15 protein-coding genes and 2 pseudogenes are annotated in these 17,930 nt (G+C 41.9%); 3 read left to right on the plus strand and 14 right to left on the minus strand.

All coding sequences use genetic code 11. The features are described from left to right. The 3 genes from AC058W_RS00060 to AC058W_RS00070 form a co-directional block, all read right to left on the minus strand. Positions 1–1,251 (minus strand): ABC transporter permease (locus AC058W_RS00060; RefSeq protein WP_479389504.1); only part of this gene is annotated, 1,251 nt, incomplete at its 3' end. Between the two features lie 329 nt (positions 1,252–1,580). Continuing rightward, positions 1,581–1,862: a MarR family winged helix-turn-helix transcriptional regulator gene (locus tag AC058W_RS00065; protein ID WP_479389505.1), complete on the minus strand. Its 282-nt coding sequence runs from the start codon at positions 1,860–1,862 to the stop codon at positions 1,581–1,583. Positions 1,863–2,064: 202 nt separating this feature from the next. After that, complete coding sequence (locus AC058W_RS00070; RefSeq protein ID WP_243009369.1) at positions 2,065–2,967, minus strand: LysR family transcriptional regulator; 903 nt, start codon at positions 2,965–2,967, stop codon at positions 2,065–2,067. Positions 2,968–3,121: 154 nt separating this feature from the next. Here AC058W_RS00070 and AC058W_RS00075 point away from each other — a divergent pair, with 154 nt between their 5' ends. Next, on the plus strand, positions 3,122–4,456 hold the full coding sequence (locus AC058W_RS00075) for a sodium-dependent transporter (protein ID WP_118247141.1): 1,335 nt from the start codon (positions 3,122–3,124) through the stop codon (positions 4,454–4,456). A 75-nt stretch (positions 4,457–4,531) separates the two neighbouring features. Here AC058W_RS00075 and AC058W_RS00080 read toward each other — a convergent pair. From AC058W_RS00080 to clpB, 4 genes and pseudogenes are all read right to left on the minus strand, one after another. Then, positions 4,532–5,534: pseudogene (locus AC058W_RS00080) on the minus strand (cytidylate kinase-like family protein). Between the two features lie 15 nt (positions 5,535–5,549). Next, positions 5,550–6,989 carry a sodium:proton antiporter gene (locus tag AC058W_RS00085; RefSeq protein ID WP_019162557.1) on the minus strand — a complete coding sequence of 480 codons (1,440 nt, stop codon included), beginning with the start codon at positions 6,987–6,989 and terminating at the stop codon, positions 5,550–5,552. Between the two features lie 499 nt (positions 6,990–7,488). After that, on the minus strand, positions 7,489–7,662 hold the full coding sequence (locus AC058W_RS00090; protein ID WP_008706656.1) for a DUF4250 domain-containing protein: 174 nt from the start codon (positions 7,660–7,662) through the stop codon (positions 7,489–7,491). Further along, complete coding sequence (gene clpB / locus AC058W_RS00095) at positions 7,663–10,254, minus strand: ATP-dependent chaperone ClpB (protein ID WP_479389506.1); 2,592 nt, start codon at positions 10,252–10,254, stop codon at positions 7,663–7,665. Positions 10,255–10,628: 374 nt separating this feature from the next. Between clpB and AC058W_RS00100 the strand changes: the two are divergent. Further along, positions 10,629–11,109, plus strand: a pseudogene (locus tag AC058W_RS00100) (helix-turn-helix domain-containing protein). Between the two features lie 158 nt (positions 11,110–11,267). On the opposite strand, the gene AC058W_RS00105 reads toward AC058W_RS00100, so the two are convergent. The 3 genes from AC058W_RS00105 to AC058W_RS00115 all read right to left on the minus strand — a co-directional run bounded on the left by AC058W_RS00105 (position 11,268) and on the right by AC058W_RS00115 (position 13,349). Then, complete coding sequence (locus AC058W_RS00105; RefSeq protein WP_118411592.1) at positions 11,268–12,119, minus strand: SIR2 family NAD-dependent protein deacylase; 852 nt, start codon at positions 12,117–12,119, stop codon at positions 11,268–11,270. Positions 12,120–12,158: 39 nt separating this feature from the next. Continuing rightward, the gene (locus tag AC058W_RS00110) at positions 12,159–12,335 is read right to left on the minus strand and encodes a hypothetical protein (RefSeq protein WP_479389507.1); all 177 of its coding nucleotides are present in this window, start codon (positions 12,333–12,335) and stop codon (positions 12,159–12,161) included. A 105-nt stretch (positions 12,336–12,440) separates the two neighbouring features. Beyond that, positions 12,441–13,349 carry an SIR2 family NAD-dependent protein deacylase gene (locus AC058W_RS00115; protein WP_479389508.1) on the minus strand — a complete coding sequence of 303 codons (909 nt, stop codon included), beginning with the start codon at positions 13,347–13,349 and terminating at the stop codon, positions 12,441–12,443. Between the two features lie 54 nt (positions 13,350–13,403). Between AC058W_RS00115 and AC058W_RS00120 the strand changes: the two genes are divergently transcribed. Then, the gene (locus AC058W_RS00120; protein ID WP_019162580.1) at positions 13,404–13,673 is read left to right on the plus strand and encodes an Rrf2 family transcriptional regulator; all 270 of its coding nucleotides are present in this window, start codon (positions 13,404–13,406) and stop codon (positions 13,671–13,673) included. Between the two features lie 87 nt (positions 13,674–13,760). On the opposite strand, the gene AC058W_RS00125 is transcribed toward AC058W_RS00120, so the two are convergent. The 4 genes from AC058W_RS00125 to AC058W_RS00140 all read right to left on the minus strand — a co-directional run bounded on the left by AC058W_RS00125 (position 13,761) and on the right by AC058W_RS00140 (position 17,928). Beyond that, positions 13,761–14,672 carry a radical SAM mobile pair protein B gene (locus AC058W_RS00125; protein WP_019162581.1) on the minus strand — a complete coding sequence of 304 codons (912 nt, stop codon included), beginning with the start codon at positions 14,670–14,672 and terminating at the stop codon, positions 13,761–13,763. After that, the gene (locus AC058W_RS00130) at positions 14,660–14,815 is read right to left on the minus strand and encodes a hypothetical protein (RefSeq protein ID WP_243166609.1); all 156 of its coding nucleotides are present in this window, start codon (positions 14,813–14,815) and stop codon (positions 14,660–14,662) included. Before AC058W_RS00130 ends, AC058W_RS00125 begins: the two co-directional genes overlap by 13 nt. An 87-nt stretch (positions 14,816–14,902) precedes the next feature. Further along, a complete protein-coding gene (locus AC058W_RS00135; protein ID WP_117676335.1) occupies positions 14,903–15,493 on the minus strand; it encodes a hypothetical protein in 591 nt (196 codons plus the stop codon). Then, a complete protein-coding gene (locus tag AC058W_RS00140; protein WP_182430620.1) occupies positions 15,490–17,928 on the minus strand; it encodes a glycoside hydrolase family 3 C-terminal domain-containing protein in 2,439 nt (812 codons plus the stop codon). The genes AC058W_RS00135 and AC058W_RS00140 overlap by 4 nt, the downstream gene beginning before the upstream one ends. Positions 17,929–17,930 lie beyond the last annotated feature (2 nt).

Genomic DNA, 17,930 nt, shown 5'->3' on the forward strand with positions numbered 1-17,930 from the left:
CATAACATTACCAACCTGCATGGTTCCGTTGTCTACGGCATGGGCACCACTGTAAATAATGAGTACAGATACTCCGTTCATGATCAGCATCATAATGGGCATCATAAAAGTCATACATCTGTTGACAAACAGGTTTGTTTTTGTCAGATCCAGGTTTGCCTTCTCGAAGCGCTCTTCCTCATGTTTCTCACGGCTGAATGCACGGATAACAGGAATACCTGTAAGGATCTCACGGGATACCAGATTCAGTCTGTCGATCAGGGTCTGCAGGATAGTGAATTTGGGCATTGCCACCTGGAACAGCACAAAGATCACAACCAGGATCAGTGCAACTGCCACCCCAAGGATCCATGTCATAGAAGAATCTGTATTCAATACCTTGATCACGCCACCAATACCAAGGATTGGTGCGTACAGAACAATACGGAACATCATTGCCATAACCTGCTGTACTTGCTGCACATCATTGGTGCTTCGGGTGATCAGGGATGCTGTGGAGAATTTGTGATATTCTCTGCTGGAGAAACTCATAACCTTGCGGTAAATGCTGTTTCTCAGGTCATGACCAAGTCTGCCTGCCACTCTGGCTGAAATAAATGTAACACTGATGGCTGCCAGCATGATTACCAATGCCATAACAAGCATTCTGATACCTGACATCAGGATGTAACGCATCTGGATGGCATCCACATCTGTTCCCAGTGCTTCATATTCTGAAACAACAAAGGAAACACCAGCCTGTGTCACAATAGACTCCGGCATATCTTTCAGCTTCTCATCCACCTGACTCATGATCTGCTGTACTGCTTCTTCCGGCATCTGCGCCAGTGCTGTCAGTGGATCTGTTCCCTCTGGAAGACCCATCTGTGCAACCATTGCCTGCCCCTGCTCACTGTCTTCGGAAAAGGCAGATACCATCATCATTGCCTTGGAGAAATCCTCATTTAAATTCTCTCTGGTTTCTTTGGAAATATCATCATTTAATACCCAGGTATCATCTTTCTGTGTATAATTCTGTGAAACTTCCTTTTTCTGATCCTCATCCATAAAAATCTGAAGATTCTGCAAGGTTGAATCCCGAAGCTTATCCGGCACACTGTCTTCAATACCTTTCTGCTGGATACCTACATTAATGATCTTGGAGGTATAATCCGGCAGGGAAAGATCACAGTACGCCTGCAGAAACAGAAGTGCTATGATCAGGACAATGTATCCCGCTGATTTCTTCAGATATTTCATCAGTTTAATCATTGCTTGATTCCCTCTTTTCCTATTTTTAATGTATGTCTGTGTCAAACTCATAGGTCAGTTCTTTCACAGACAATATTTTTATCTGAACATGCTGATACAGTTTTCTCAATCTGCTCCATCATGTATTTTTCAGTTTCTACCTGTTGACAGGTGTCTCCGAAATATTATCCAGAATCTGCCCAAAAAACCTTCGTAAAAGACATAGCTCCGCTTCGCTGAAGTTGCTGAACATCACTTTCTCCACAGCTTTACTTTCCTGTTGGAGCTCCTCCACGATTTTTTTTCCGTTTTCTGTCAGATATACACGCATGATGCGCTGGTCTTTATCATCACGTCTCCTGCAGACAATGTCTCGCTTTCTCCAGACGCTGGATACTTACATTTACAGTGGGCGGCGTTACACCCATACATTCTGCGATTTTCTTCTGGCTGCAGCCGTTATTTCTGTATACGATCATAATGATCGGCATCTGTCCCTGCTGGATACCAATTTCCCGTATACGCTGCATACATCTCATACCATATTGGCGGTTGATCTCCATAAAAAGCGCAGGCATGCTCTTCTCTTCTCGTTTCTCTTTCTCATTCTTCTCCTCTTCCGGGCACCACATAACTTCACTCCCTTCCGGCCTCTGTCCTCTTTCAGGTCTGACATTGTTTTTTGATTAGCCTGACTAATCATATATAATATACTTTTAGACAAAAAATGCAAGTGTTTTTTGTGCAGTTTATAATTATTTTAGATTTAACTTTGATATTTCTAATTTGTAAACTTCAATTTTATTTTGTCCGGCTAATATTTTATATTTCTTTCTATCTCTGCATGACTTCTTTATAAAATTCTATAAACACATTAATTGCCGGAGACCGCCATTTATTTTTATGAAGCAGCAGCTGTGTCCATACAGTTACCGGGCAGCCGGCAACATCCAGTCTTTTAATCTGTCCGTCTTTCACATATTTCTCCGAAATGAAATCCGGAAGGAAGGAAAGCAGGCTGCTGTTTTTTACCAGTTCACATATCTGGAGCGGATTTCCGATTTCAAGAACCGGACGGATTTCCAGTGATTGGGATGCAAGGATTTCATTCAGTATTTTTCTGTAACTCATGGCTTGTTCTGTTAACACAAACTCATTCTGAGAGATTTCACTTAATTTCCATGAGCAGTCTGTAACAGAATTGTCAGCCGCTGCAATAAAATGAACCTGTTCTTCCTGTTCCGCGCAAATAATAAAATCCGAATCATAAATATGCCTGTCCAGAGTAAAAACCAGATCTGTTTCGTTCTTCCGCAATTTATCAAACATCTGCTCTGTACCGTTTTCTGTTATCTCCACTTTTATTTCCGGATACTGATGATGAAAACGCAGAAAATCATTTTTAAAATATCTGCTGCAGACAGAACTGGACATAGACAACCGGATCTCGCCTTCAATGCTTTCAGCCGAATTCAGCGAATCAAGCATTTTCGCCTGTGACTTCAGAATGTTTCGAGCCTGCTGCAAAACTAAAACTCCCTTTTCTGTAAGATTGATTTTATGATAATAACGGTCAAACAGCCTGACACCAAGTTCCTTTTCCAGTTGTTTAATCTGTGAAGAAACTGTAGACTGTGTATATCCCAGTTCTTTTGCAGCAGCCGAAAATCCGGAATATTCACATACTGCAATAAAAGTTTTTAACACATTTGTATCCATTTCTCGTTCCTTTCCCATATTTTTTTCAATGTTTCCCATCGAAACACAGAAGCGTTATTTTCCTTATATAAACGATATTTTCAATAATATACAACAAAACAATCAATTTTACAAATATTGTTTTTTATCTTATAATATCCCTTATATGAACTTCTGAAGGGAGCGTTATCTTATGAAACGTGAACAGCTTGGAAGCCGGCTTGGCTTCATTATGCTTTCCGCCGGCTGCGCCATTGGCTGCGGAAATGTGTGGAAATTCCCGTGGATGTGCGGGCAAAATGGCGGCGGCAGCTTTATGCTGATCTATCTTCTGTGTCTGGTCATCCTGGGAATCCCGGCTCTTGTGTTGGAATTTTCCATCGGAAGAGCGGCTCAGACAAGTCCCCTTTTCATGTACCGTAAGCTGGAAAAGCCAGGACAGAAATGGGGGATTTTCGGCTGGTTCTGTCTGCTTGGCAACATTGCCCTGATGGCATTTTACACTGTTGTCTGCGGCTGGATCATTTATTATTTTGTACAGTTTCTCAGAGGTAAAAATGGTTCACTGGGATTTTCAGCCATGATCTCCTCTCCCTCTGTGAATGTATTCTTCTTACTGGTCACTGTAGTCATTGCATTTTTCATCCTTTCCTTCAATCTTCAGGGAGGACTGGAGCGTGTGACAAAATATATGATGTCTGCACTGCTGGTGCTGATGCTTGCTCTCGCTGTGCACAGTTTTTTTCTGAAAGGCGCTGGTGAGGGAATGACCTTTTATCTGAAACCGGATTTCTCAAAGATTGATGGTTCGGTGATCGTAGGAGCAATGAACCAGGCATTCTTTACTTTGTCTACAGGTATGGGTGGCATGGCTATCTTTGGCAGCTATATTGGTAAAGAACATTCTCTGATGGGGGAAGCTATCCATGTGATCACACTGGACACACTGGTTGCTTTTCTGGCAGGAGTTATTATTTTCCCTGCATGCTTCACCTTTGATCTGGAAGTAAATGCAGGTCCAAGCCTTCTGTTTGATACAATGGCAGCAGTTTTTAACAACATGTCCGGAGGTCGCATCTGGGGTTCCTTATTCTTCCTGTTCATGGTATTTGCAGCTATGTCAACTGTCCTGGGTGTGTGCGAGAATATCCTGGCAATGATCCGTGAGCTTACCGGCTGGTCCCGTCCAAAAGGCAGCGTGGTCTGCGGCACAGGTGTCTTTCTTCTGGCACTTACCACAGCCCTTGGTTTCAGCGTATTCCACTTCCAACCATTTGCCGAAGGAACTACCTGGCTTGATTTCTGGGATTTCATTGTTTCCAACAATATTTTACCCCTTGGCTCTCTCATCCTTGCACTTTTCTGCTGTAATAAATTCGGATGGGGATGGGATAACTTTATCAGAGAGGCCAATACAGGTAAGGGCTTAAAGGTACAGAGCTGGATGAAACCGCTCTTCCGGTTTGTACTTCCGATTATGATTGCCTTTATCTATGTTTATGGAATGTTCACATTCAACTGGAAATAAAAAAGAAAAATAAGCTCCGTGGATCAAAACTTCTATCCACAGAGCTTATTTTTTATCCAACCATCATTTTTAATTTTAGTGAACCTTCTGATCCAACATTCTTTGGATCAGCTCAATGGTATCCTTCAGTCCATAGTTGGCACTGTTGATACACAAATCATAGTTCTCCGGTTTTCCCCATTTCTCACCGGTATAAAATTCATAATATTTCTTATGCTGCTTATCCATCTGCTTCAGAAAACGTACTGCCTGCTTCAGATTCATATTACGGATATCCATAACATGCTGCACACGAACCTGGAAGGGAGCACTGATAAACAGACTGATATGAGGAATATGATTATTCTTAAGAATCGCATCTGCGCAACGTCCCATGATCACGCAGTCTTCACTCTTTGCCAGTTCACAGATCAGATCACTCATATTGAAAAATACTGCGTCCTGCTTCGGAAGTCCATGATAACGATTGAATTCCCTGAACCAGGTTTTCAGATCTGTGTGTTTTTTCTTTCTGTATTTTATCAAATCCTTCAAAATTACCAGTATCACTGACTGCATTTTTGTCTGCCTGCAGACGCTTCATAACCTGATCAAAGATCTCTGCATCATAATAGTTGATCTGAAGCTGATCTGCCAGTTCAAATCCGATATCATTACCGCCACTTCCCTGTGTACGACTGATACAGATGATCAGATGGTCATTCTCTGAAATCTCGTTCTGGCGTCTTACGATCAGATTATTCAGACTGATACGCTCTTTATCTACAATATCTGTCTGTCCAAATGTATCCGGAAGACTTTCGATCTCTTTCAGAATACTGTCATACTCTATCATAAGGCGTCTTCTCTCGCTCTTATCCCTGATAGTACGGGCCATATTACTGATCAGCGCCAGCTCACTTCTGAGCAGATGTCCGTCCGGCTTGGTATACATCAGTGCTGCCAGATGACGGATAGTTGTTTCTTTCTGTCCTGTAAATGTACGTCCCAGAGAGGAACCCACACATTTATAAACTTCTTCATCCAGGTTATAAATGCGTATTGCAAGTTCTTTACATTTTTCCTGATTATCCTGCATAATGATCCTCCCTCCTTATAAAAAGAATACAAACATATCGATAATAAACACCGGAACCAGAAATGCAACAGACCACAGCATATATCCGAAGAATGACGGCATCTTCACACCATTCTCATCAGAGATTGCCTTTACCATAAAGTTCGGGGCATTTCCGATATAAGTGTTGGCACCCATGAATACTGCACCACAGGAAATGGCAGACAGAATCTTGGTAGGTACAGTTCCCAGTGTAGTTGTGATTCCATTGGTAAATGCCAGCGTTCCTGCTGTTGTAAGGAATACCAGATAAGTAGGTGTGTTATCCAGGAAACTGGAAAGCGCACCGGTTGCCCAGAACATCTCTGCCGGTTCAGTAACTCCCAGATTCGGTCCTACAGCTTTTAGAAGCATCAATGCGGGCTGCATGGTGATAAAAATACCGATGAATAAAACCGCAACCTCCTGGATCGCACCCCAGGTAAAATGGTTTCTGATACGAATCTGCTTATCTGTTGTCTTAAAGGAAAGAAAAGCAGCAAGCAATATGATTACAATTTCAATCAGTGCCGGGAATGTCAGGGTTACTTCTCCAAAAAGATGAATGCCTCTTACATTGCCTGCAGCATCCTGAAATGCGGACATTCCCGGAAGTACACCGCTTAAGATTACCGCGCCAACGATCATCACAAGAAAGATAATATTGTGCAGTCCATCCAGACGGAACTGAGTACCCGGTTTACGGATATCCGGTTTACGTCCATTTGCAATATCCTTTCTGTAGGAACGTTTATCAATCTGATAAAATACAAACAGCAAAATGACCATATTAAAGATCAACACAGGGAACAGATGCAGACTCCAGAAGAATGGAACGCCTCGCATAAATCCCATTAACAGCGGCGGATCTCCGATCGGGGTAAGACATCCACCCATATTGGAAACCATGAAGATAAAGAAGATCATAATATGTCCTTTTCTCTTTCTCCATGAATTCATTTTAATTACCGGACGTACCATCAGCATACTGGCACCCGTAGTGCCGATACAGCTTGCCAGAAGGGTTCCCAGTGCAAGCAGACCTACATTAACACGGGGGGAACCTGCGAAATCACCCTCCATGGTAATATTACCTGATACGCAGAACAGGCCGAATAACAGAATGATGAATGTAAGATAATCATTCACAATACAGTCCAGAACTGTCTCTGCAGTCTTTCCGGCTCCATAAACGAAAGCAAATGGAACGACCATCAGAATGATCCATAAGGCAACAACCAGTGGCTGATGAGACTCCCACCACTCCGCTTTTACCAGAGGCATCACTGCAATACATAACAAAAGCCCTGCAAAGGGAATGCAAAGCCATACAGGTACTGTAGATGGTGCTTTACTGCCCTCTGCCGCAAATACACTCAACGGACAAGCCAGAAGAACTGCAAAAAAAGCACCCAGTACGGTCACCAACTTTTTCAAAACTGCCACCTCCATATTTTATTTTTTCGCTCAATGCAGATATAGCAGTCAGAAAAATGGTTCGACTTGAAACAGGTGTTTCTTCCTATTATAAATGCATTCGATTTTTTACAGATGCAATTATATCATACAGCATGCAAAAATCAATTGTAGGGATATTGAATATTTATACTTTATTTCCTATTTTTTTATGCATTTTTAACATATTATCTGATAAATTTCGTTTATTTTTTAACAAGATAATCTGTTTTTCAGCTATTTTCCACTCCGTCTTATATATTTTTTAAAATTGTACTGATTTTGAAACACATAACCCAATAACAGCTCCACAGTTTATTACTTTTTTCGCAATTAGCGCAGTAAACTTTCTTATATAAGAAAGAATCCTGCTTGCAGGATTCTCCGCCTGCGACGGGTCGCTTCAGCGACATATTTCCTATAACACGAAAAATGCTCCCCGACAGCAATTCCCGCTGTCAGAGAGCATTTCGCATATTTCTTATATGAACTGATTGGTTGCCTCATCATACTCATAGTCGATGGAATGCATCTTCGCCACCAGTTCGTCTTTCTTCAATCCTCTGCATGTACAGAGTGCTTCCAGGGAATCATAGTAATCCCTGAGCTGAGTATTCACATAACTCAGCAGAATCATTGGATCTTTGGGTATCATTTAGTTTCCGTCCTTTACCGTAACAATGAATTCCCCATTCTGAACATCAAGCACCAGAGTATCACCTGCGTGAACATCTCCGGACAAAATCTTTCGTGCCGCAAGAGTCTCCACATATTTCTGCAGATAACGTTTCAGCGGACGTGCACCATATACCGGGTCATAGCCATTCTCGATAACCTGATCCTTGGCTGCTTCTGTCAGTTCCAGGGAAAGTTCCTGGTCTGCAAGACGTTTGTCAAGCTCGCTGACCATCAAATCTACTATCTTACCAATATTAGATTTTGTCAAGGGCTTAAACATAATTATTTCATCCAGACGGTTCAGAAATTCCGGACGGAAATGACCTCTCAGGTCATCCATAACCTGACTCTGTGCCTCAGGTTTGATCTCACCATTCTCATCAATACCATCCAACAGATACGGAGAACCGATGTTGGAGGTCATGATAAGAATTGTATTCTTAAAGTCAACTGTACGTCCCTGAGAATCTGTGATACGGCCATCATCCAGTACCTGCAACAGTACGTTAAACACATCCGGATGTGCTTTCTCAATCTCATCGAAAAGTACAACACTATATGGTTTACGGCGGACTGCCTCAGTAAGCTGACCGCCCTCCTCATATCCTACATATCCCGGAGGCGCTCCGATCAGTCTGGATACAGAATACTTCTCCATGTACTCACTCATATCAATTCTGACCATATTCTGCTCATCATCAAACAGATTCTCTGCTAAAGTCTTGGCAAGCTCTGTCTTACCTACACCTGTAGGACCAAGGAACAGGAAAGAACCGATAGGTTTGGTCGGATCCTTGATGCCGGCTTTGGAACGAAGGATCGCATCTGTAACCCTCTTCACACCTTCATCCTGGCCTACAACTCTCTTATGAAGCTGATCTTCCAGAGTAAGGAGTTTCGCTCTCTCGCCTTCTGTCAGTCTTGTTACAGGAATACCGGTCCATCTGGAAATGATCCTTGCAATCTCATCATCAGTAACTGCCTCATGTACCAGACTTCTGTCACTTTCTTTGACACTCTTTTCTTCGATTTCCAGCTGTTGCTGTAATTTCGGAAGTTCGCCGTACTGTAACTGTGCAGCCTTCTCCAGATCATAGTTCTGTTTTGCTTTCTGAATCTGCTTATTCACATCCTCAATCTGCTCACGAAGCTTCTGTAATTTCTCTACAGAATGCTTCTCATTATCCCACTGTGCTTTCTGTGTATTAAAGGTATCACGAAGCTCTGCCAGCTCCTTCTGAAGTGCTTCCAGACGTTCCTTACTCAGATTATCTGTCTCTTTCTTCAGTGCAGATTCCTCAATCTCCAGCTGCATGATCTTACGGCGCTGTTCATCCAGCTCTGAAGGCATGGAATCCAACTCTGTCTTAATCAGGGCACAGGCCTCATCCACCAGGTCAATGGCCTTATCAGGAAGAAAACGGTCTGTGATATATCTATGTGAAAGTGTAGCTGCTGCAACCAGCGCACTGTCTGTGATCTTAACACCATGGAAGACCTCATATCTCTCCTTCAGACCACGAAGGATGGAAATGGTATCCTCCACTGTAGGTTCATCTACCATAACAGGCTGGAAACGACGTTCCAGAGCGGCATCTTTCTCAATATACTGACGGTACTCATCCAGAGTTGTGGCACCGATACAGTGAAGCTCACCTCTGGCAAGCATAGGTTTCAGCATATTGCTGGCATCCATAGCTCCGTCTGTCTTACCTGCACCAACGATCAGATGTAACTCATCAATGAAAAGAATAATGTTTCCTTCACTCTTCTTTACTTCTTCAAGGACTGCTTTCAGACGTTCCTCAAACTCACCTCTGTATTTGGCACCTGCTACCAGAGCACCCATGTCTAGGGCAAAAATCTTCTTATCCTTCAGACCTTCCGGCACATCCTCTGCCACAATCCTCTGAGCAAGACCTTCGATTGCTGCAGTCTTACCTACACCAGGCTCACCGATAAGTACAGGATTATTCTTGGTCTTACGGGAAAGGATTCTGATGATATTACGGATTTCCTCATCACGTCCGATCACAGGATCCAGCTTCTGGTTACGTGCCTTTTCGACTAAATCCTCACCATATTTATTCAAAGTATCATAAGTAGCTTCCGGATTGTCACTGACTACACGCTGATTGCCTCGTACTGTAGAAAGTGCCTGCAGGAAACGTTCCTTAGTAATACCAAATTCCTGAAACAGCTTCTTCATGCTTGGACTTGGATATCTTAATAAAGCAAGGAAGAGATGCTCTACAGAGACATATTCATCTCCCATTGCCTTGGCTTCATCCTCTGCACTGACCAGAGCCTTGTTCAGATACTGTCCGAAACGAAGTTCACCGCCGGATACCTTAACCTTAGCATCTAGTGCCTGATTCAGAGAATTTCTGAAATAATCTTTATCTATCTCCATCTTCTCGATCAGTTTAAGAATCAGGCTGTCTTCCTGTTCCAACAGAGCATATAAAAGATGCTCCTCTTCAATCTCCTGGTTGCCAAACTGATAAGCAACCTTCTCCAGATCCTGGACAGCCTGTACGGATTTCTGTGTAAATTTACTGATATTCATAGGCTAACCCTCCTCTTATATGAGAAATATCTCTCCCAAAGGAGAAATATGTTGTTTTCTTTGTTCTGCATGTAATATAACACATGTTGTTAGCACTGTCAAGCGTTGAGTGCTAATTATTTTGTGAAGAATTTGTTAACGCTACGAGCCATGCAAAATGGTGAAAAAAACGCCCTGCAAGTTTACTTGCAAGGACGTCTTTTTTTGCTATTTTATAGGGCGACAGCCCTACAGCGAGGGAAATCTTTCCCGAGCTGTGCATGGCGTATCCACTACTTCACAGGGATTTTTCACTTGCTTTCGCACTCAATTTTCTTGATTTGACCACATTTTTACGACAAATCTTTTATCAAATAGAAAGTAGGAAATCTGATATGACAATTGGTGATAAAATAAAAAAAATCCGGACATTCCGGAATATGACACAGGCAGAACTCGGTGCAGTCCTCGGCTGGGGCGATAAAGGTGCAAATCGCCTTGCTCAATACGAAACCAACTACAATGAATGCTTCTGAACTGATGGAAATTTTGTTCTGGATTGATGAATTTAATCCCGGTATGATCAATCTCTTTCAATCAGAGACTTATCCAGGCGAAAAATCAAATTCCAGTGACGATACCTCTATACGCTACCACAATTCCGATAGTTGGCCTGCTCATCCACCTGTTGGCATGTGGTTTAATTATGGGATTCTTAATGATTTTTTGAAAGAATGGACTCTTAGAAAAGAAGAACTGAAATCTGGTAAAATTACCAGAGATGAGTATTTTGAATGGAAAATCAACTGGCCGCAGACTTGTAATGATTGTGGAAAACGTGAACCTTCAAAGCAATGGCGATGCTCAAACGAATAGAATTTAGCGAAACTTAGCAAAACTTAAATTTATTATATTTTTTCTCTTTAACTAATAGAAAAGGCACTGAAAATCCAATATTTCTACGGTTTTCAGTGTCTTTTTTGCATTGTCCATTCAGAAAAATTAATTGTCTAAATAGAAATATATAAACAACCCTATAGGTTCTCTCTTGCCAGACATATTTCTTTCAGCGCTTCCCCAATATCTCCATCTACCCCGATCGACTTTCCGGCAATTGCTGAAGGAATATAGACTTCTCCTTTATTGAAGGTGATATAAACTGCTTCAGGTTCAGAAGCAGCAAGGCTCATGAAAGGCTCTTTGATCATACGGTTTCGCCATCCCACGCCCAATTCCAGGATCGCTAGTCTTTTACCATGATATTTCTTAATAAAGTTCTGATAGTCTTGCATTTTCTTTTGGAACTGTTCGGTCTGAAAGAATGCATTGCTGTTTGCCATATTGACCGTAACTGGCCCTCCACAGCAGGAACAGCAGGGGACCAGTTCTGAGGGGATCTGTCCGTTTTTTTCAGCTTTCGCCATTTTGAGAATTTCATTCTGGTTTTCGTAAGGATCTGTTCCGCATCCATTCTGGCACCGGGACTGGGTGAGACGGCCTTCCATCTCAAAGACTTTATCCCTGTCAAATCCTACAGGCACGAAATGGTCCTCGCCATTGGAGGTCACAATAAAATAATCTTTGGAACCAACCAGACGATACAGATTCTCCATTACAGGACCGGGCTGTTCCAGATAACATTTCCGGCTGATCAGTCTGCTGAAAAATGCCCATTTAGATTCTTCTGTAGGATACTGAAAGAATAATCCCTGCAGTATGTTTCTGATCCCGTATCTGCTGCGGAAATCTCCGAAATCTTTCTGAAACCAGTGATCATCTGCAAAAATATTGTATCCTTCTGAAATAGATAATCCGTTACTGGCGCCGATGAGAAGAGCGTCTGCTTCCTGGATAGCTTTATAAATATTTCTGAAGTTTTCTTCCATAATGTTATTTCTCCTTTTCCAACTGTATCCGAAGTGCTTTTAATATATCTGCCAGATTGCCTTGCAGGTAAAGACTTCTCCCTTTTTTAAATGTTCCGGAGCAGAAGAGGCTTCCTGGTTCAGACAGACGTAAAACACCTGGCTGTTACGGGCCGTCATGTCCCAGAAAGGCAGTCTGATCACCCCCGGTGTCATCTCTCTAATCTTTTCCGGCAAGTACAGCCTTAAGAGCCAGATATAGCTGACCTGTAGGCAGATGCCACATACTGTAAATATATTTTGTATAGTAGGCCCATTGCTGTTCCAGGGATGTCTTTGTGACTATGCTTCTCCATGCTCCTTGTTTTCCTCTTTCTTTACCCTCACTGCCTCCTGCAGCACCAGGGCAATGTCTTCTCTGATAGCCAGCCCCTTCTGTTCTATTTCTCTGGGAAGAATGGCGTCCTTTGGATTAATGGTAATGTAAAACGCCTTAGGCAGGGAGTATGTGAGATTCCAGAAAGGTTCCTGGATAAACATAGGGGTCATTCGTCCTACGCCCAACTCCAGAAAAAGGATCTTCTTCTCTTTATTCTTTTCCAGAAATTCGTTGATCTTCCGGTATTCGTCTTTATACTTGGCACCTTCCAGAAATGTATATCCCCGTACCCAGGGCTCCATCTGGGCTCCGCATTTGGGACAGCGGGGGATCATTTTGGCGGGGATACACAGATTCTCGTCAATAGCTGCATTCATGGCATAGACCATATCCTTGTTGTAATAAATCTGGTCATGACATCGGCGGCTGCACTGATAATAGCGGGAATCACCCTGGATGGCGCTTAATTTTTCTTCGGACACCACACGGGTAAACTGGAAGTCCTGATTGGTGGTCATAATATGATAGTTTTTACCCTCAAGGAGTTCCATGAGATCGTAGTAAGGCTGTCCTGTAGGACACTCATATTCCATATAGCCCATACGTACAAGAAATGCCCAGTGAGCTTCCGGGGAAGGATAATGATAGTAAAATCCGTTAAAGGCTCCGGTAAATCCATATTTTTTATGGAAATCCCCCAGATATTTCTGAAATATCGCATCATTCTGATAGAAAAAATTATAGCCACAGGAAGCGGACATGCCGGCTGCTGCTCCTACCAGAATGGCTTCAGCAGAATTAAGTTTATCTAATAAGGTCCGGGCATTTTTTTGATATGCATTTTCAAAAACAATATTTTTCATTGGCTGCATTGTTGACTTTCCTTTCTTTTATTGTTATTATTAAAATTACATCAAAACTGTACCATGTTAAAATATAAATTACAAGAAGAAAAAGAGCATCTGACCAGTGCCCAGATTGCAAAAAGTGTAAAAACAAATCCTGCCTATATCCGGCAGCTGATGGCCGTGCTGAAAAATGCAAGCCTTATCTCCAATACCCAAGGCCAGGCAAACGCCTGTCTTACCAAACCTGCAGATGAAATTACTATGCTGGATATATACCGGGCAGTGGAGGGAGAAAAGCCTTTGCTTCATCTTGATATTGATACCAACCCAGAGTGTGGAGTATACTGATAATAATAAAGAGACTGTAACATTCATGGAAAACTATGAGTTGTTTCAGTCTCTTGAGGCACCTCTTTTACATCTCAACTTATTCAATCATTTTTTGCGCCGCCCTGTATTTTCCGATCCCCGTACTTCTTCATGATAGAAATAGTCCACGATTACAGGATGGCCTGGCTCTGCGCGGCCATAAGGCAGTTCGTTGTCTACAAAAGGACAGTCGTATTTTTGGGACATCTGTGCTGCCTGGTTTTCCAATGCCCGAAAATAGCTTCGATCTCCCTTGCGATAGATTTCATCATACAGGGTAACAAGGTGGGGATAACATTTCTGAATATAATCCAGGATCTCCTGTTTGAAACCACCGCGGAGATTTAGATTTTCTAACCATACCAGGTCACACTGATCTTTCACACGTTCAAAAATCTTTTCAAAATCTGTGATGCCCGGAAATACTGGGGAAATGAAACAAACCGTGCGTATTCCGGCTTCGTATACCTGCTTCATTGCCTCAAGTCTGCGGCTGATGCTGACAGCTTGATCCATGTCTGCCTGAAATTTTTCATCTAATGTGTTGATCGACCATGAGACAGTGACTTTTCCCATTTCTTTTAGCAAGTCAATATCCCGGAGTACAAGATCCGATTTCGTACAGATAAGGATTTCTGCACCGCTATTTTTTAACTGTTCTAAAATCCTGCGGGTATTTCTTATCTCCTTTTCCTGGGGCAGATACCCATCTGTCACGGAACCAATCACTACCCGTTGGCCTTTATATTTTCTCGGGTTTTTAATTGCCGGCCAGTGTTTTATATCCAGAAATGTTCCCCACGATTCGGTATGCCCGGTGAACCGTTTCATAAAAGAGGCATAGCAGTATTTGCAGCCGTGGGTACATCCTACATAAGGATTGACAGAATATCCCCCTACCGGAAGACTGGATTTAGTCATGATATTTTTTGTTTCTATATCCCGGATCAGAATATTCTTTTCCATTATTTTTTCCATGCGTTCTGTTCCTCCAAAACCTGGATAAATGCCGAGGGCAGATCCTGAATCATTTGATTATCTCCCATAACGGGAAGTAGATCCTCTTTCATAAACACCGGTTTTGAATCATCTACAATCAGAATTTTTTGTCTTTTATTCATATTTTTTTACCTTTATCCTTGTTGATTTTATGATGTTCCAAATCATATCCGATTGACTACCAGTTTCTAACATCTTGCTATTTTCTTCTATTCAGCCTTCCCCTCTGGGAAAATAATTTTAAACACAAAGAAAAAAATCACCATGGAAACTCCACCTGTAATAATTGTCACAAGCATGTTATAGACTGCCGGTGCCACATATGCAGATGCAACTGGCATCCACAGATTATTAAATCCATTACAAATCAGTGAAATTACCACCCATGCAACAAAATACCAGATTGCCTGATATACAGGATTTCCACGGCTTTTAAAAGTAATATTTCTCTGAAGTGGAAAATTGATACACTGTGCAAGAAATGACCCCAATTCATAACTGATAAAATAGCCAAGTCCACCACCGATCAATATATTCCCCGTTGCATCACGCAATACATTATACCCTAGCAAACTCCATGTAAATTTTACTCCAAACAGATTCATGGAAACCTTTGGCCACATAAATTCTGTACCAGCCAGACCAATTCCCAAAATCCCTGGTAAAAATGTAAATACAAGATACTGGAATACTGTCACGCCCATACTGAATATAACAAAATAGAATATCTGATAAAGCCATTTTGCAATAGCAGAATGTTTCTCTTCAAAACATTTCCATATATTTTTTATACGATTCATCTGCACTTCCCTCCGGCTTCTTTTAATAATTTTTCATATTTCTTATTATTTCTTCTGTTTCTGAAATATCCGCCAACTACTTTTTTTACTCCAAGCATAAAGTGACCATTCACAGCATCGACAATTCCATATACCATTTCCATACTGACTGCCCCGCCGGTCATCTTGGCAATCCCCCGGAACGGCATATTGTAAATAAAAAGAATATTAAGATCTGGCTTTCCCTGTGCCTCACTCTTCTTTTTCATTTTTGTGAGACATCTATATATCAGTCTTGCAAGTCGGCTTTTTGCATAATACATCTGACAGATTGCATCATTGATTTCCAGGTTTCCACTCCATCTCCCGTTCGGTATCTCATGGCCAAGAAGTCCACGAAATTCCTCATCTGATATTTTCTGCACAATTCCTGTATAATAATAAGGCATTTTTGCCGGATTATACGGATACCCTTTACTATTTCCTGTTCTCTCAGTCGTACCTGTTAAACGAATATCTGCAACACTGGCTCCTACCATAATCTGATAAGTTCCTGTTTCTATTTCCCACTGTCCCGTTTTTATATTCCAATAACGGAATGTCTTATCATCAAACGGAATCCTGAGCTGTCTGCTTTCTCCTGCCTTTAGATAAACTTTTGCAAAACCTTTCAGTTCTTTTTCCGGTCGGAATACGATTGCATTAGGAAGTCCTACATACATCTGAACAACCTCAGCTCCGTCTCTGTCACCTGTATTAGTAACCGAAACTTTGATTCCATCCTCTTCTATGATAAGATCAGAATATGTAAATTCCGTATAGGAAAGCCCAAAGCCAAATGGATATTGCACCCGGACTTTTGAAGTATCATAATAGCGATATCCCACATAAACACTCTCGCGGTATTCCGATGTTTTCTCATTGCTTGGATAATATCGGAATGCCGGTGTCTGTTCATAAGAGATGGGATATGTTTCTGCCAGTCTTCCTGATGGATTCACTTTTCCGGTCAGAATATCCAATGTTGCAGAAGCGCCTGCCTGTCCATTCAGATAGCCATGCAAAATCGCTTTACAACAGGTGTGCCATGGCATTTCTATCGCAGATCCTGCACTCAGTATTCCAATAATATTTTCATTCACTTTACTGATATCCTGCAGAAGATCGATCTGGTCCTGCGGAATACGCATATGGGTTCTGTCCAGTCCTTCTGATTCACTGATTTCATCAAGACCAAAGCAGAAAATCACAATATCCGCGTTCATAGACAAATTTAGTGCAAACTTTCTATCATTCTCATCTACATCTCCATTTCTCTGATAGCCTCTTGTCATCCCCAAAATATTCAGATCATATTGTTGCAAAATCGATGACATATCTTCTACTTTTGTTGGATTGACCATAGAAGATCCTGCCCCCTGATATCTGGGTGAAAAAGCAAAATCTCCAATAACAGCGATGGATTTTTTTGTATCCAGCGGAAGAATCTGTTTTTCATTTTTCAGAAGAATCATGCTTTCTGCTGCTGCTTTCCTTGCCAGTTGATGATGTGCATTTCTGTCAAAGTTTTTATCTGAAAGCTTCTTCCCTGATGTCAGTTCCATCACTGCATCCACCAGTTCTCCAACTCTTTCATCCAAATCTGCTTCCTTCAGCTTTCCATTTTGGACAGCAGCAATCACTTCTCTTGCAGAATCGTACCCACAGGACGGCATCTCCAGATTTGAGCCGGCAGCAACACCTTTCACATGGTCATTGCTTCCGCCCCAGTCTGTTACTACAATTCCATCAAATCCCCATTCTTTGCGCAAGATATCTGTCAAAAGATGTTTGTCCTCATTAGCATAAATCCCATTAATCTGGTTGTAACTGCTCATGATTGCTTTTGCGTGTCCTTCTTTAACAGCTATCTCAAAACCGGTCAGATAAATTTCTCTTAATGTCCGTTCATCAACAACTGCGTCCATTGCCATTCTCCGAAGTTCCTGACTGTTAACCGCCAGATGCTTCGGGCAGGCATAAACGCCCTTACTCTGTATTCCACGAATATATGACGCCGCCATCTTACCGGAAAGATATGGATCTTCTGAAAAATATTCAAAATTTCTTCCACATAATGGGCTTCTTTTAATATTTAATCCAGGACCAAGCAGGATATTTACATCCATACTTGCAGCTTCCTCTCCAAGAGCCTGTCCAATCTCTTCCCCCAGATCCTGATTCCAGCTGTTTGCTATCGTCGCTGCTGTGGGAAAACAAGTTGCATTCAGGGATGCATTCAGTCCCAGATGGTCTCCTGCTCCTGCCTGTTTTCTGATTCCATGCGGTCCATCTGAAAGAAAGATGGACGGGATGGAAAGCCTGTCAATTTCTCTGGTCTGCCAGACAGTTTTTCCACTGAGTATCGCTGCCTTTTCTTCTATTGTCATCTTTTCAACCAATTTTTGCTGTTTCATAA

The sequence above is a fragment of the Blautia sp. CGZ-1-C1 genome, assembly GCF_056504575.1.